The following is a 15,439-nucleotide window of genomic DNA, read 5'->3' as shown; positions in this document are numbered from 1 at the left end:
GAAGGGACGTCGGATGCTTGCGCAGCCGGTGCCGACGTGGGCATACTCATCAGCGTGATCGCTGCGCGCTACCACTTTTACTATGGCACCGGGAGTCCGGCTGCCGTAGGTCGCGCCTGATCGATTCAGACCTGCGAAAAGCCCCGGGCTCCTGGAGTCCGGGGCTTTTTCCGTCCCGGGTTCCGGGCACCGGGCACCACAGTGCGAGAGGTACCCGATGATGACAGACGTGATGGAGCAGAGCGGCGGCCAGACCCGGCCCAAGGCGGAGCAGCCCGTGCCCAACGGGAGCGAGCCGGCGTTGCCCGCGACGGCGGCGGTCGACAACGCCGGGCCGGTCGAGGCACGGACCGGCACCGAGGAACCAACCGCCTCCGCGCGGATCCTGGAGATCAGGCAACGGATCGACGAGATCGACAACGCGATGATCGCGCTCTGGCAGGAGCGGGCCGCGTTGTCCCAGGAGGTCGGGGTGACCCGGATGGCATCCGGCGGAACGCGCCTGGTGCTCTCTCGGGAGCGGAAGATCCTGGAGCGGTTCCGGGCCGCGCTCGGCGCCGACGGCACCCAGTTGGCCCTGCTGCTGCTGCGCGCCGGCCGCGGGCCGCTCTGAGCCGGATGGCCGGCGGAGAGCCGGAGAGGGCACCGGAGCGGCCCGGCCGGGTCACAGACAGACGAAACCGCCTGCCGTCGTCGTGGTGACGTCGGCAGGCGGTCTCGGGCGAATCAGACCTCGTGGGTGGCGACGATCTCGCGCCGCTCCGCGAAGTGGCAGGCGCTCGGGTGGTCCGAGCCCTGCCGGATCTCCAGCAGCGGGACCTGCTCGGCGCAGACGTCCTGCGCCTTCCAGCAGCGGGTCCGGAACCGGCAGCCCGAGGGCGGGCTGATCGGCGACGGCACGTCACCCGTGAGCCGGATGATCGTCTTGTTGTTCCGCTGCGTCGGGTCCGGAACCGGCACCGCCGACAGCAGAGCCTGCGTGTACGGGTGGGTCGGCCGCTCGTAGATCTCGTCCTCGGTACCGATCTCGACGACCTTGCCGAGATACATGACCGCGACCCGGTCCGACAGGTGGCGGACCACGGACAGGTCATGCGCGATGAAGATGTACGAGAGCCCCAACTCGCCCTGCAACCGCTCCAGCAGGTTCATCACCTGAGCCTGGATGGAGACGTCAAGCGCCGACACCGGCTCGTCGCAGACGATGATCTCGGGCCGCAGCGCGAGCGCGCGGGCGATGCCGATGCGCTGGCGCTGACCGCCGGAGAACTGGTGCGGGTACCTGTTGATGTGCTCCGGGTTGAGCCCGACCACGTCGAGCAGTTCCCTGACCTTGGCCCGGCGGCTGCCCTTCGGCGCCACCTCCGGGTGGATCTCGAACGGCTCACCGAGCAGGTCGCCGACGGTCATCCGGGGGTTCAGCGAGGTGTACGGGTCCTGCATGACGAGCTGGATCTGCCGACGGAGGCGCCGCAGCGCCCCACCGGACAGCTTGGAGGTGTCCTGGCCCTTGTAGACCACGCTGCCGGCGGTCGGCTTCTCCAGGTTCATCAGCACCCGGGCGAGGGTCGACTTGCCGCAGCCGGACTCGCCGACCACGCCGAGCGTCTCACCGGCGCGCAGACCGAACGAGACGCCGTCCACCGCCTTGACCTGACCGACGGTCTTCTTGAACACCACACCCTGCGTGACGGGGTAGTGCTTGACCAGGTCACGGACCTCGAGGATGTTCTCAGACACGGTTCACCAGCTCCTCGGCGAAGTGGCAGGCGCTGGCCCGGGCAGGGCCCACCTGCAGCAGCGGCGGGACCTTCTCGCGGCACACCGGCTGAGCCATGGGGCAGCGCGGGTTGAACGGGCAGCCCGGCGGGATGTTCATCAGGTTCGGCGGGAGGCCCTTGATCGTCCGGAGCTGCTGCCCCTTCTCGTCCAGGCGCGGGATCGAGTCGATCAGGCCCAACGTGTACGGGTGCGCCGGCTTGGCGTACAGGTCGTACACGTCGGCTTCCTCGACGATCCGGCCCGCGTACATGACCGCGATCCGGTCCGCGACGTCGGCGACCACGCCGAGGTCGTGGGTGATCAGGATCATGCCCATCTGCCGCTCACGCTGGAGCTCGGCGAGCAGGTCCATGATCTGGGCCTGCACGGTCACGTCGAGCGCGGTGGTCGGCTCGTCCGCGATCAGCACCTCCGGGTCGAGCGCCAGCGACATCGCGATCATGGCGCGCTGCCGCATACCACCGGAGAACTGGTGTGGGTAGTTGCTGAACCGGCCCTTGGCGTTCGGGATCTTGACCTGGTCGAGCATCTCGATCGCGCGCTTCTTGGCCTCGGCGCGACCCATGCCCCGCCGGACCCGGAACTGCTCGGCGATCTGGAACCCGACGGTGAAGACGGGGTTCAACGCGGAGAGCGCGTCCTGGAAGATCATCGCGATGCCCTCGCCGCGGATGCGGCGGCGCTCCTCGGCGGACATGGTGAGCATGTCCTTGCCGTGGAACCGGACCTGACCGCCGGTGACGAAGCCGGGCGGCGTGTCGAGGATGCCCATGATGGTCTGCGCGGTGACGCTCTTGCCGGAGCCGGACTCGCCGAGCACGGCGAGGGTCTCCCCCGCCTCGACGTGGTACGTGACCCCGTTGATGACCTTTGCGACGCCGTCCCGGGTGCGGAACTCCACCCGCAGGTCGTCGACCTCGAGCAGCCGACCAGAGGGACGTCCGGACCCGCCGGATCCCGGCGCGGACTGCTCGGACACGAGAATGTCGGACACTGGATCTCCCCTAGCGGAGTTTCGGATCGAGGGCCTCGCGGACCGCCTCACCGAGCATCACGAAGCTCAGCACTGCGGCGACGAGGAACGCGGCGGGGAAGAAGACCAGCCCTGGCGCGACCCGGATGAAATCCTTACCGTCGCTGATCATGATGCCCCAGGACACCACCGGCGACTTCAGGCCAACGCCCAGGAACGACAGGGTGGCCTCGGCGCCGATGAACGAGCCGACCATGATCGTGCCGTAGACCAGCAGCGGGGCCAGGCAGTTCGGCAGCAGGTGCTTGAGGATGATCCGGCCGGTGCCGGCACCGAGCGCGCGGGCCGCGACGATGTAGTCGGCCTCCTTGGTGGACAGCACCGAGGAGCGCATCAACCGCATCACGACCGGCCAGCTCAGCACGATCAGCGAAGCGATCACCAGGCCCATGATCTGGGCCTTGCTGTTGCCGGAACCCGAGCCGTTGAACGTGGTCAGGATGACGATCGCGCCGAGCACGAACGGCAGGCCGAAGAAGACGTCGGCGATCCGGCTCAGCAGACCGTCCACCCAGCCACCGCGGTAGCCGGAGATGATGCCCATCGCGCCACCCAGCAGCAGGGTGCCGGTCACGGAGAGCAGGGCGACGATGACGGACGCCCGCGCGCCGTAGATGACCCGGGCGTAGACGTCGCGGCCCTGCACGTCGTAGCCGAACCACCCATTGGCGGACGGCTTTTCGAGGCTGCGGGACAGCGATCCGTTGACCGCGTCGCCCGGAGCGAACAGCCCCGGGAAGGCCGCCATCAGCAGGAAGATCACGATCAGCGTGGCCGAGATCCAGAACAACGGCTTACGTCGAAGGTCGCGCCAGGCGTCACCGAGCAGGCCGCGGGGCTTCTCGTTGCTCTGCGGCTGGCCCGCGGTGGCGGGGGCGGCGGAGTCGGTCGGGTGCGCGGCAGGGGTGCTGACGATCGATGCGGTACTCGGGTCACTCATAGCGGATCCTCGGGTCCAGGGCGGCGTAGAGCAGGTCAACCAGCAGGTTCATCACGAGATAGACCAGCACGAGGACGACCACGATCCCTACCACGGTAGCGCTCTCCTTGGTGACGATCGCGCGGTAGACCGCGCGGCCGATACCGTTGATGCCGAAGATCCCCTCGGTGACGATCGCGCCGCCCATCAGGGCGCCGAGGTCGGTGCCGAGCAGGGTGACCACCGGGATGAGCGAGTTGCGCAGCAGGTGCACGCCCACGACCCGCCGCATGGGCAGGCCCTTGGCGATGGCGGTGCGCACGTAGTCGGCCCGGCGGTTCTCCGCGATGCTCGTTCGTGCGACCCGGGCGATGTACGCCACCGACGCGCTACCGAGCACGAAGCCCGGGACGATCAGCTCGGAGATCCGCATCTCGGAGGAGACGGTCGGCTCGACGATGTTCCATTGCACGCCCAGCAGCCACTGGAGCACGAAGCCGACCACGAAGACCGGCAGCGCGATCAGGAAGAGCGTGGAGACCAGGACCAGGTTGTCCAGGAAACCGTTGCGCCGCAGACCGGTCAGCACGCCGGCGCCGAGGCCGATCACGGCCTCGATGATGAGCGCCACCAGCGCCAGCTTCAGCGTGTTGGGGTACGCCGTCGCGATGATGTCACTGATCTCGCGCTGCGAGAACGTCTGGCCGAAGTCACCCTGGAGCAGGTTCTTCATGTAGTTGCCGTACTGCACAACCACGTTCTGGTCCAGGTGGTACTTCTCGGTCATGAAGGCGATGTACTGGTCCGGGCAGCGGCGCTCACCGCACTTGCCGGCGAACGGATCGCCGGGGACGGCCCAGACGAGCCAGTAGATCAGGAACGTCGTACCGATGAAGACCGGCACGAGTTGGAGCAGCCGTCTCAACAGATAACGGCCCATGGGGTGGTCCTCCAGACAGGGGGCGCGTCGGACGGCCGACACGGTGGTGACAACGTGCGAGTGAAGTGTTGTAACACCCAATCGCGGAACGGCCCCGGGTCGGGCTCACCGGATGCGGCGAGCCCGACCCGGGGTCAGACCGTTCGGATCAGAGCTCGACCGAGGTGATGTCGAGTTCGCCGACGTTGTTCAGCTCGAGCTTCTTGATCTTCTCCGAGTGGCCGGACTGCTGGCCGTAGAAGTAGATCGGGATGCTCGGGACGTCCTGGTCGACCTTCTCGACGGCCTTGGCGAACGCCTCGTGCGAGGCCTCCAGGCTCGGCGCGGCGCTGGCCTGCTTGGCCAGGGCGTCGACCTCGGAGCTGCTGTACAGGCCGTCGTTCGAGGAGCCACCCGTGACGTAGAGCGGGTTGATCCAGTTCTCGACGTCCGGGTAGTCCTGCTGCCAGGCAGCGCGGTACGGGCCCTTCATCGCGTGGGCGTTGACGTTCTGGCGGAAGACCGCGAAGGTCGGCACGCCCTCGGCCCGAGCGTTGATGCCGAGGTTGGTCTTGACCTGCTGCGCAACGGCGTCCATCCAGTCCTTGTGGCTGGAGTCCGAGTTGTAGTAGAAGACCATCTCACCGGAGAAGCCGCCGGCCTCGCTCAGCAACTGCCGAGCGGTGGTCACGTCGAACTTGCAGGCGGTGCAGTTGCCCGGCTTGGCGCCCGGGGTCAGCGGGTTCGCCCAGCTGTCGGCCGGCTTGCGGGTGCCGAAGAAGATCTTGTCCGAGATCTCCTGCCGGTTGATCGCCAGCGACACGGCGCGACGCAGCTTCGGGTTCTGGAAGCGCTTGTCGTAGATCGGGAACGCGATCAGCGCGGTCGTCGGCGTGACGGTGTTCCGGCCCCGGTCACCGAGGTCGGTCTTCCACTTGTCACCGGCGAGCGCCGAGGTCGGCAGCGACTCCAGGAAGTCCAGGTTGTTGGAGAGCACGTCGGCGTAGGCCGCCGTCTCGTCCTGGTACAGCTTGACGTCGACGTCCTTGACCTTCATCTTGTCGCGAAGGTTGTAGTCGTCGAAGCGAGTCAGCTTGACGAGGACGTTGTCATCCCACGACACGAACTTCACCGGGCCGTTGCCGATCGGCTTCTTGCCGAACTCCTCGGGCTTCATGGTGAAGAAGGCGTCCGGCAGCGGCATGAAGGCGCTGTAGCCGAGCTTGGTCGGGAAGACCGCGGTCGGCGCCGACAGGGTGACCTCGAAGGTCTGCTCGTCGATGACCTTCAGGCCGGACAGCTTCTCAGCCGTCGGGGCCGGGGCCTTCTTCGGGCCTTCCGCACCATCCGGGTCACTGGTGTAGGTCTGGTCGAAGCCCTGGATGTCAGAGAAGAAACTGCCGTTCTGCGCGCCGTTCGGCGAGTAGGCGGCCCAGTTCCAGGCGTCGACGAAGTTCTTCGCCTTCACCTCGGTACCGTCGTGGAACTTGGTACCCTTCTTGATCTTGATCGTGAAGACCTTGGAGTCCGTGGTGTTGATGGACTCCGCAAGCGCGTTGCGCGGGGCCCCACCGTCGTTCGGGTACTCGACCAGGCCGGTCCACAGCCAGTCGACGATCTTGCCGCCGCCGGTCTCCGTGGTGTTCGACGGGACCAGCGGGTTCTCCGGCTGGACACCGTGGATGACAATCGCGCCGTCGCCGCTGGCGGCGGTCTCGCCGTCGCCACCGCTCGAGCAACCGCTCGCGACAAGCGCGGCAGCCGCGCTGAGCGCGATCGCGCTCGTCGCCCGCTTCGAGACTCTCATTCCGAGGGGCCTCCTCTTTCTAACCAGGTTCCGTCGTGGGTTTCACGCACGTTTGGGGGTGACACCGCCCGACCACCCCGGGGCGCGGGTCGCCGGGACCACAGGGAAGTTGGGGACACCCCTGATGTTCCGATCCGCCGGGCTCCCCCGCCAACGAGGCGCGACACGACGCGGAAGGCACGGCCACGAACCGCCGCGAAGGGCGGGGACATGGTCATGGGCCGTACGGAGTGCCACACACCGATGGTGAGGTGCTGCCACTGTGACACCAACTGGCCTCTTCCGTGAAGGTGCCGTTATCAAGCCGTTAGTTGCCCGCCACGTTGCCGATACTTGAAAAATGATCATAAAACGGTCGGCACGGGCAGCACTGAGCAGGAAATACGTTGCGTCGCCCGCAGAGGGGGTCTCGGCCCGCACTCAGGCTCCGGGCGCACCTCTGCCCGTTAGGACGTCCATAATCGCTCGGATTTCGACCCGTCCGGACAGGTCGACTACGGCTGCACGGGCACGATCACCGGCTGGGTGGACGAGGGCGCGGAGATCGTTTGTCTGATCCTCCGCCACGGCGACGCGCGGTCACACCAGCCGGCGATCCGCCGCCCAGCGGGAGAGTTCGTAGCGGTTGGACATCTGAAGCTTGCGCAGCACGTTCGACACGTGCGTCTCCACCGTCTTGATGGAGATGAACAGCTCCTTGGCGATCTCCTTGTACGCGTACCCCCGGGCCAGCAGCCGCAGCACCTCACGCTCACGGTTGGTGAGCTGGTCCAGCTCGGGGTCGGCCACCGGGGCGTCCGGTCGGGCCGCGAACGCGTCCAGCACGAACCCGGCCAGCCGTGGGCTGAACACCGCGTCCCCGTCCGCCACGCGGCGGATCGCCGCGGCCAGCTCGTCCGGGGAGATGGTCTTGGTCACGTACCCCCTCGCGCCGGCACGGATCAACCCGATCACGTCCTCCGCCGCGTCGGAAACGCTCAGCGCCAGGAACTTGACCTGCGGGTGGCTGCGCCGCATGGCCTCCAGCACCGCGCGCCCGCCACCGTCGGGCATGTGCACGTCGAGCAGCACCACGTCCGGGCCGACGGCCGCGATCCGGGTGACTGCCTCGGCCACGGTGCTGGCCTCGCCCACCACCTCGACGTGAGCGCCCAACTCCGCGCGCACCCCGGCCCGGAACATGGCGTGGTCGTCCACCAGGAACACCCGGAGCCGCTCGGGGCGGGCATCCGCCGGGTCGAGGTGCTCGGTCGACTGCTCGGCCATGGTCATCTGTTCCTCTCCGCTGCGGACGAGTCCCGGGAGATCGGCAAAATCAACCGGACCTCGGTCCCCTCCCCCGGGCCGGACCGGATCTCGGCCCGTCCGCCGTGCCGCTTCATCCGCCCGATGATCGAGCCGCGTACGCCGTGCCGGTGGTCCTCAACGGTATCCGGATCGAAGCCCTTGCCCCGGTCCCGGATGAAGACGCTTACCTGATCCGGCTCAACCTCGGCGTAGAGCGACACGGTCTGCACGCCGGCGTGCCGGGCCGCGTTCACGAGCGCCTCCCGCGCCGCCGCGACAAGCGCCCCGACCTTCTCGTCGGTCTCCCGGTCCCCCACCACGACCGCCTCCACGGTGATCGCATAGGTGTCCTCGACCTCGGCGGCCGCCTGCTCCAGCGCTGCGGCGAAGCGCTCGCTCGGCGACGCGGTCGGCTTGTACAGCCAGTTGCGCAGGGAACGCTCCTGCCCTCTGGCCAGCCGCTGCACCATCTTGACGTCGCTGGCGTTGCGCTGGATCAGGGCCAACGTGTGCAGCACCTGGTCGTGCACCATGGCGGCCAACTCGGCCCGCTCCTGCTCACGGATGCGCCCCTCACGCTCCGAGCGGAGCTGGCTGTACGTCCGCCAGAGCACGGGCGCGGCGACCACGCCGACCCCCGCCAGCCCGACCAGCGCGAAGATCACGCCGTTGATCACCGCGTCGAAGTTCTGCGCCGGCGAGTAGACCGCCGCGACGCCGATGATGCCGACCGCGACAAGCACTCCGCCGCCGATGAACCGCAGCACGAACGCCCGCCGGTCGCTCTCCTCGACGACCGCTCCAAGCCAGGGCACCGGCATCGCGTTGCCCCACTGCCGCCGCCGTTCGGGTGCGGACTGGTGCCAGATGACCCCTGCGCCGACCGCGATGATCGCCACCAGCCAACCGGCGGTGCCGGCCGCGCCGACCGAGTCGAAGACCATCACCTGGATCAACAGGACACCGAGCCCGATCCCCACGAACGGCAGGAGCTGGGCGACGTCGCGTCGGGGCGGCACCGCGGTGTCACCGGGCCGCAACGGCACCACCGCCCAGAAGGCCGCGTAGAGCAGCAGGCCGAGCCCGCTCAGGCCGAGCAGCACCATGAACGCGACGCGCACCCGCAGCACCGAGATGCCGAGATGGTCGGCGATACCGGCGGCGACGCCGGCGGCCATCCGGTGCTCGGGGGCGCGGTAGAGGCGCGGGGGCGAAATCACGGTGCTGATCGGAGGCTCCCTGGTCACGGTGGCGCATGTGGTGGAGGTCGGTGATCTGATCGTCACACGCTGCGGCGTCCACGACCACGGGGACGCCCCCGACATTCCGGCCGCCGGATCTCAGGGTGGGGTCAGGGTCGGGTCCTGAGGTCGCTCGGGTTCACCTGGCAGCAGGATCGAAGCATGACCGAGGAAGCTGCCCCGCCACCCCGACCGGGGTCGGCACAGCCGGGTGGTTCAGCACCGCCCCCACCAGCCACGACACCCGCCGAGTGGACCGAACCGCGCACGTTCGGACCGCCCACCGGCTCGGACACCGGCGGCACACCAGCCGATCCGGCCGGCGGCTACCCGCCGCCCACCGGCGGCCAAGGGCCGGGTTTCGCGGCCGGCACCGGCTACGGGGCCGCGGGCACGCCACCCGGGCCGGGCGGTCCCGGTCCGTCCGCGCCGCCACCGCCGTTCGCCGGCACCGGTTTCACCTCGCGGTACGGGCTGGTCCGACCGCGCGAGGGACGGTATCTGGCCGGTGTCTGCGCGGCGATCGGGCGAGCCACCAACACCGACCCGGTGCTCTGGCGGGTGCTGCTCGCGGTGCTCGGGTTCTTCGGGGGCATCGGCATCCTGGTGTACGTCGCCGCCTGGTTGATCATTCCGAACGAGGGCGACACCGCGTCCCCGATCGAGTCCATGCTCGGCCGCGGCCGCTCCAGCATGTCGCCGGTGACCGTCATCATCCTGGGCATCCTGGTCGCGGCCAGCTTCGGCTACATCGTCACCGACGCCTTCCGCGCGGTGCTGCTCGGCGCCGCCATCCTGGTCGCCGGCGCGCTGCTGCTCAACCGGGACAGCCGCAACCCGCAGCCGGGCACCCCGGCCGGGCCGGCGCCGTCCGGCAACCCGCCCGGCCCGGTCCCACCGGTGACCTGGCCCGCGCCGTCGTACGGCGGGGCGGCCCCAGCGGCGACGGCACCGATGGCCGCCGGCGCTCCGGCGTACGCCACCACGACCGCGGGAGGACCGCCCACCGTGACCATCCCGGCATACGACGGGCCGCAGGCCGGCGTCGCACAGTCGGCCGCCACGGCGCAGCCGATCTCCGGGACGGGCCCGGTGTCCGGGCAACCGGCCGACCCGACGACTGTCGGAGCCGGCTGGCCGGCACCCACCACGGGCTGGCCGGGCACCAACCCGCCCACCGCCGGGTGGCCGTCGGCACCGGTGACCGGCGCACCCGCCGACCCGTCCGGCTATCCGACCGCCGCCCCGGCGTCCGGATACCGCCCCCCGTTCGCGCCGCACGGCCCGTACGCCTCGCCAGCCCCGGCCACCTCCCGCCCGCCGAAGCCACCGAAGCCGCCGAAGCGCCCCAAGGAGCGTTCTCCGCTCGGCGCGGTGACCTTCTCCCTGATCTTCCTGGTCCTGGGCCTGGTCGCCCTGCTCGACCTGCTCGACGTCTTCGCCATCAGCGCCTCGGCGTACTTCGCGGCCGCGCTGGCCACGATCGGGCTGGGGCTGCTGGTCGGCACCTGGTTCGGGCGGGCACGCTGGCTCATCGCGCTCGGTCTGGTGACCGCGGCGGCGCTGGGCACGGCGACTGTCGCCGAGTCCTACGACCGGATCCGCGGGGTCGACGGCGCGGTGACCTGGGCACCGACGGACTACCGCGACCTGGCGGACCGGTACGAGAACAGCTTCGGTGACGCCGTACTCGACCTGCGCGGGATCGACTTCGCGAAACGGGACAGCCAGGTGACGGTCGCCATCAACTTCGGCAAAGCGACAGTGGTCGTCCCGCCGAACGTGGACGTCACCACCGTGGCCGACGTCAACGCCGGCGACGCCACCATCTTCGGCAACCGTTCCGGCGGGCTGGACGGCCGCCTCCAGGAGACCACCGACCTCGGTGCCGACGGTGCTGGTGGCGGCAAGCTGCGCCTGTACATCCATGTCAACGCTGGCAACCTGGAGGTGACCCGGTGAAGGCTCACCGCACGGATCTGGTGTCGTTCGCCTTCGGGCTCGTGTTCCTGGCGCTGTCGGCCTGGTGGCTGCTCGCCCAACTGCTCGGGTTCGCGCTGCCGGCGGTCGGGTGGTTCCTGGCCAGCGCCCTCATCCTGATCGGGGTCTTCGGGCTGGTCGGCGCACTGCGCTCGGGTCGGCCGGGCCAGCCGGAGCAGACCAGCGAGGTCGGTGCCACAGTGGCCGCCGCGCCCGTCTCCGGCGCGTCCGCTCCGGTTTCCGGCATGCCGACCTCCGGTGCGGCGCTGCCGGTCTGGGAGGCCGAACGTTCCACCTGGGACGCTCCCGCACCGGAAGCGACCCCGCACACGACGACCACCGAGGTACGAGCACCCGAGGCGCCGCCCACCGACGTGATCCACCCGGCCTGGCTGGCTCACCCGCCAGCGGAGCCGCAGACCGCCCCGATCCCCGGCCAGCCCGACGAGCCGACCCTCCCGCTCGTCGGCCGAGCGCCGGACGGGGACGAGCCGACCCGGCCCGCGCATCCGGCCGAGGCGGTCGGCGACCAGCCGGGCGACGAGCGGGAGGGTCGACGGGGAGAGGCCTGACCTCGGGTGCGGCCCGGCCTCGGCCCGCTGCACCCACCACGGCGGTGCCGTTGGCGCGGGCGGACGCATATGCTGGCCGGTGGAGATCTCGCCTCCGCCGGCCGGCCCGTCCCCGCCATGGCGGTCCCGCCGCGATTCCCGTCTCTACCCCCGTCAGGAGCCCGCCCGACATGACCCAGTCCCCCGCCGTGCGTACGACCGGCCGTTCCGGTCCGGTCCGCATCGGCGAGCGAGCCGCCCGTACGCTCGTCACCGAGCTGGCCCGGATCAACGATCCCAAGGCCGCCCTGCTGGTCGGGGTGGGCCCGGAGTCCGCGGTGCTGGCCGCGGCGATCGAGGCGCTGCTCCCCGGTGACCGGCTCACCGTGGTGCCCGCCGAGCCGTTCGGCGCTGCCGCGCTCCGCGAGCACGTCAACGCCCAGGGCCGCTGGGTCGCCGACCGGGTGGGGGTCGTCGACTCCCTGGCCGAGGCCGAAGCCGCCGGGGTCGTCATCGCTGGCGAGGTGTTCAGCGGCACCGCCGAGGAGACCCGCAGCGGCATCGAGGGCCTGACCAAGTACCTGTCCGACGGCGCGGTCCTGAGCGTGGCGACCACCGCCACGCCCGGCCGGACCACCGGGGCTGCCGCCGAGTTGGCCCGCCAGGACGCCCTCTACGGCGTCGGCGCCGACCTGGTGCTGCGCAACTCGCCACCGGTACGGATCTACCGACTGCGTTTCACCCCGGCCAGCCCTGCCGCAGCCGACAGGCTCGCTCCCGCCCACCGGCCGTCGAGCGTGCCGCTGACCCGCGGCATGCACATCGACTCCAACGGCGTGGCCGCTGCCGGCATCACGCTTGGCCTCGCGGCGCTGGCCCGGGTGGCGCGCCCGTCGTCGAAGCTCTGGCTGCTGCCGGCGCTGGCCGCCGGGCCGGTCGCCGCGTTCTTCCGCGACCCGGAACGCGACACACCGGAAGACCCGACAGCGGTGGTCGCCAGCGCGGACGGGAAGGTCCTGTCGGTGCAGCGACTGCACGACGAGCGTTTCGGCGACGGTGAGTGGCTGCGGGTCGCGGTGTTCCTGTCGGTGCTTGACGTGCACGTCAACCGTGCCCCGGTGGCGGGCAAGGTGGTCGACTACTTCGTCGCCGATGGCGGCTTCGTCAACGCGATGAAGCCGGACGCCGAGCACAACGTCGCCGCGTACACGGTGCTGGACACCGCTCGTGGCACGGTGGTGGTCGCGCAGCGCACGGGCCTGATCGCCCGTCGGATCGTGCAGCGCGCGCCGATCGGCGCACTGCTGGCCAAGGGTGAGCGCTTCGGGTTGATCCGTTTCGGCTCACGGACCGACGTCTACCTCCCGGCCGACGCTACGGACCCGCTGGTCGGGCCGGGCGACAAGGTGGTGGGCGGGTCCACGGTCATCGCCCGCTGGCGCTGACCCACGCACGCGAGAACGGGGCGCCGCTGACCGCGGCGCCCCGTTTCCGACACTGAAGTCAGACGGTACGACGTTGCCGTAGCCAGAGCACCGGCCCGCTGACCAGGTAGCCGACCACGATCAGCGCGAACGTGAGCCGGATGTCGACAAGTGCGCCGATCACCGGGGCCAGCCACAGCCACGGCGGCAGCTTCACCAGGCGGGCGAGCTTGGCGTACGGGAAGCTCGACACCATCGCGAAGGCGAGCAGCGCGACCCCTGCGACAAGCACAGCACCGGGCACGGGCAGGCCGATCGCCACCGTCACGGCGAGCACCGCAGCCGCCATCGTGGTGGGCACGCCGCAGAAGAACCGGCCGTCCTTGGGCGAGACGTTGAAGCGGGCCAGTCGAATCGCCGCGCAGGCCGCGACCAGGGCGCACGCCACCGCCGCCGCAGCCGTCGAGACGGAGCCGGCGAGTGAGGCGTAGACCACCACCGGCGCGGCGAGGCCGAACGAGCACATGTCGGCCAGGGAGTCCATCTGTGCGCCGAACGGGCTGGCCACGCCCAGTCGGCGGGCCAGTGCGCCGTCCAGGCCATCGAAGGCGACGCAGGCGATCAGGCAGAGCGCGGCGATCCTCACCTCACTCTGCATGGCCAGGAAGATCGCGAGCATGCCGAGCATCAGGCTGGCCAGCGTGCAGGCGTTCACCAGACCGAACTTCATCCGGCGGGCGACGGTGCGGTCGCCGGGGAGCAGCGGGATCGACCGCGACGAAGCCTCGTCGACGTGCGCCAGGGGCGGCATCGCCGGACTGACCGGCATGATCGTCTCGATCTCCGCACGACCGAGGCGCTGAGCCGGACGGCTGAGCCGGTCCAGGCCGTAGCGGCGGCGCTGCCGGTCGGCGTACCGGTGCTCGGTCGGGGTCAGATCGGTCGCGTGCAGGTCGCCGTCCCGGCGACCGACGCGGACCAACAGCACCTGGCGGGCGAATGTGCTGCTGCGGCGCAACCGGCCCGCCCAGCGACGCCCTGCGGGGCGCGGACTGTCAGTAGTACGACGCCGGCGCCATGGGGCTCTCGGCACGTTTCCTCCATCACCGGATCGGCTGGCCGCCGCGGGGCGGGTGTCCGGCTGTCTCGTGCCGGACCGTGCTGGCCCGGCAGCCGTTTTGCGCGGAGTACACCATCGCATAGGGGGACATGGCTTGGCGATAGCTGCCGGCGGTACTTATATCTGGGCTAAACCGCTCGAACCGCTCGCTTATTCCCATCTCGGGCTTCATCGCCCGTTCCTCCATCATTCCCGCCTTCGACTGTACCGGAGGGTCACCAACTCGGCTCAGCGAGCGGAGTGCTATCGGCCACCCTGTCCGATTGCCGAGGCCGCGATGTCGCTCAACGGCAGATCGAGGGCCTCCTCGCGGGTGAACCATCCAGCCCGTGCCGTCGAACCTCCGGCGGATTCGGTGACCACCGCATCGGTGGGCGCGTCCACAAGCACCCGGTAGACCACCCGTACGCCGTGCCAGTCCAACGGTCGGCCCTCCGGGCCGAGCGCGGCAGGGTTGTGCAGGTTGTCCACACCGAGGATCTCCCCCACGCGGCCCCGCTGACCACCCTCCTCGACCAGTTCCCGGAGCAGACCGGTGGCCGGCTGCTCGCCATGGTCGGTCCCACCGCCGGGGAGGTGCCACAGGCCAGCACCGGGATAACCGGCCGCGATCTCGGTGAGCAGGATCCGCCCGGCCGGGTCGGTGACCAGCCCGTACGCCCCGAAGCGCAGCCTGCGGTCGGGATGCGAGGGCGGAAACGGCGCACGCGACCGGGGCGTTCCGGGTGGCGGCGGGGTGGCCGGCAGGCCGAGCGCCCCGGCGGTGAACGGTGTCAGCGGCACCCGCGCCGCCTCGGCCGGGGTGAGCCAGCGCAAAAGGTCGGCCGTGCCGCCGCCGTCGCGCAGCACGTCGTCGCGTGGGGCCAGCTCGAACAGCAGCCGGTCGGTGTGCAGCGAGACGTCGTCCTCCGGATGGGCGACCACGTCGGCGACCACCGTGCGCAGCCGGCCGACTGCAACGGTCAACCCGGCCTGCTCGGCGACCTCACGGACCAGTGCATGCTCCGGGTGCTCGGCGTGCGCCACAGCGCCGCCGGGCAGCCGCCAGATCCCCGGGAACTCACCCTCGGCCCCGTCCCGGACCACGAGGACCCGGTCCGAATCCCACAAAATCCCATAAACGGCAACCCGCCGCAGAAGGTCCATCCCCGCCAACTCCGCTCCCCCGCCAACCGCCCGGCCAACCCGCCCTCGATGACGAGGTTATTGCCGTCACTCGGCGCGTCCTGACAACACCCCCATGATCGACTCGGGTACATGAATGTCGGGGCATCCCGGCGCGGCGGTTTCAAGCGGCTGTTGCGACGAGGTGTTTGTGGAGTACCTCGGCTGGATTCTGCCAGTCGAGGGTTTGTCGTGGTCGTCCGTTGAGTTCG

The 15,439-nt window shown here is 70.1% G+C and carries 12 protein-coding genes and 1 pseudogene; 4 read left to right on the top strand and 9 right to left on the bottom strand.

The annotated features are described in order from the left end of the window. Positions 1 to 217 precede the first annotated feature (217 nt). Positions 218 to 613 carry a chorismate mutase gene (locus AB0F61_RS31805; RefSeq protein ID WP_357817356.1) on the top strand — a complete coding sequence of 132 codons (396 nt, stop codon included), beginning with the start codon at positions 218 to 220 and terminating at the stop codon, positions 611 to 613. 113 nt (positions 614 to 726) lie between these two features. Here the strand turns inward: AB0F61_RS31805 and AB0F61_RS31800 are convergent, their stop codons facing one another. The 7 genes from AB0F61_RS31800 to AB0F61_RS31770 all read right to left on the bottom strand — a co-directional run bounded on the left by AB0F61_RS31800 (position 727) and on the right by AB0F61_RS31770 (position 8,994). After that, positions 727 to 1,740 (bottom strand): dipeptide ABC transporter ATP-binding protein, encoded by a 1,014-nt coding sequence (locus AB0F61_RS31800; protein ID WP_357817353.1) that lies wholly within the window; start codon positions 1,738 to 1,740, stop codon positions 727 to 729. Beyond that, a complete protein-coding gene (locus tag AB0F61_RS31795) occupies positions 1,733 to 2,761 on the bottom strand; it encodes an ABC transporter ATP-binding protein (RefSeq protein ID WP_357817408.1) in 1,029 nt (342 codons plus the stop codon). Before AB0F61_RS31795 ends, AB0F61_RS31800 begins: the two co-directional genes overlap by 8 nt. Before the next feature lie 25 nt (positions 2,762 to 2,786). After that, positions 2,787 to 3,755 (bottom strand): ABC transporter permease, encoded by a 969-nt coding sequence (locus AB0F61_RS31790; protein ID WP_357817350.1) that lies wholly within the window; start codon positions 3,753 to 3,755, stop codon positions 2,787 to 2,789. After that, on the bottom strand, positions 3,748 to 4,674 hold the full coding sequence (locus AB0F61_RS31785) for an ABC transporter permease (protein ID WP_357817347.1): 927 nt from the start codon (positions 4,672 to 4,674) through the stop codon (positions 3,748 to 3,750). The genes AB0F61_RS31790 and AB0F61_RS31785 overlap by 8 nt, the downstream gene beginning before the upstream one ends. A gap of 148 nt (positions 4,675 to 4,822) precedes the next feature. Continuing rightward, entirely contained in the window at positions 4,823 to 6,460 is a 1,638-nt protein-coding gene (locus AB0F61_RS31780; protein WP_357817344.1) for an ABC transporter substrate-binding protein, read from the bottom strand. A gap of 579 nt (positions 6,461 to 7,039) precedes the next feature. After that, entirely contained in the window at positions 7,040 to 7,726 is a 687-nt protein-coding gene (locus tag AB0F61_RS31775; RefSeq protein ID WP_357817405.1) for a response regulator transcription factor, read from the bottom strand. Positions 7,727 to 7,728: 2 nt separating this feature from the next. After that, positions 7,729 to 8,994 carry a PspC domain-containing protein gene (locus tag AB0F61_RS31770; RefSeq protein WP_357817341.1) on the bottom strand — a complete coding sequence of 422 codons (1,266 nt, stop codon included), beginning with the start codon at positions 8,992 to 8,994 and terminating at the stop codon, positions 7,729 to 7,731. A 156-nt stretch (positions 8,995 to 9,150) separates the two neighbouring features. Between AB0F61_RS31770 and AB0F61_RS31765 the strand changes: the two genes are divergently transcribed. The 3 genes and pseudogenes from AB0F61_RS31765 (at position 9,151) to AB0F61_RS31755 (ending at position 12,964) form a co-directional block, all read left to right on the top strand. Further along, positions 9,151 to 10,950, top strand: coding sequence for a PspC domain-containing protein (locus tag AB0F61_RS31765; protein ID WP_357817339.1), 1,800 nt, complete (start codon positions 9,151 to 9,153; stop codon positions 10,948 to 10,950). Next, positions 10,947 to 11,141, top strand: a pseudogene (locus AB0F61_RS31760) (hypothetical protein); the annotation flags it as partial. The gene AB0F61_RS31765 and the pseudogene AB0F61_RS31760, both read left to right, overlap by 4 nt. Before the next feature lie 569 nt (positions 11,142 to 11,710). Beyond that, positions 11,711 to 12,964: a phosphatidylserine decarboxylase gene (locus AB0F61_RS31755; protein WP_357817336.1), complete on the top strand. Its 1,254-nt coding sequence runs from the start codon at positions 11,711 to 11,713 to the stop codon at positions 12,962 to 12,964. A 58-nt stretch (positions 12,965 to 13,022) separates the two neighbouring features. On the opposite strand, the gene AB0F61_RS31750 is transcribed toward AB0F61_RS31755, so the two are convergent. Beyond that, complete coding sequence (locus tag AB0F61_RS31750) at positions 13,023 to 13,961, bottom strand: CDP-alcohol phosphatidyltransferase family protein (protein WP_357817333.1); 939 nt, start codon at positions 13,959 to 13,961, stop codon at positions 13,023 to 13,025. Positions 13,962 to 14,306: 345 nt separating this feature from the next. Next, entirely contained in the window at positions 14,307 to 15,209 is a 903-nt protein-coding gene (locus AB0F61_RS31745) for an NUDIX domain-containing protein (RefSeq protein ID WP_357817330.1), read from the bottom strand. Positions 15,210 to 15,439: the final 230 nt, after the last annotated feature.

It is taken from the genome of Micromonospora sp. NPDC023888, assembly GCF_040639415.1.
Lineage (GTDB): Bacteria > Actinomycetota > Actinomycetes > Mycobacteriales > Micromonosporaceae > Micromonospora.
Note: the sequence above shows the minus strand (reverse complement) of the source record. Positions and strands in the feature narration are given on the sequence as shown.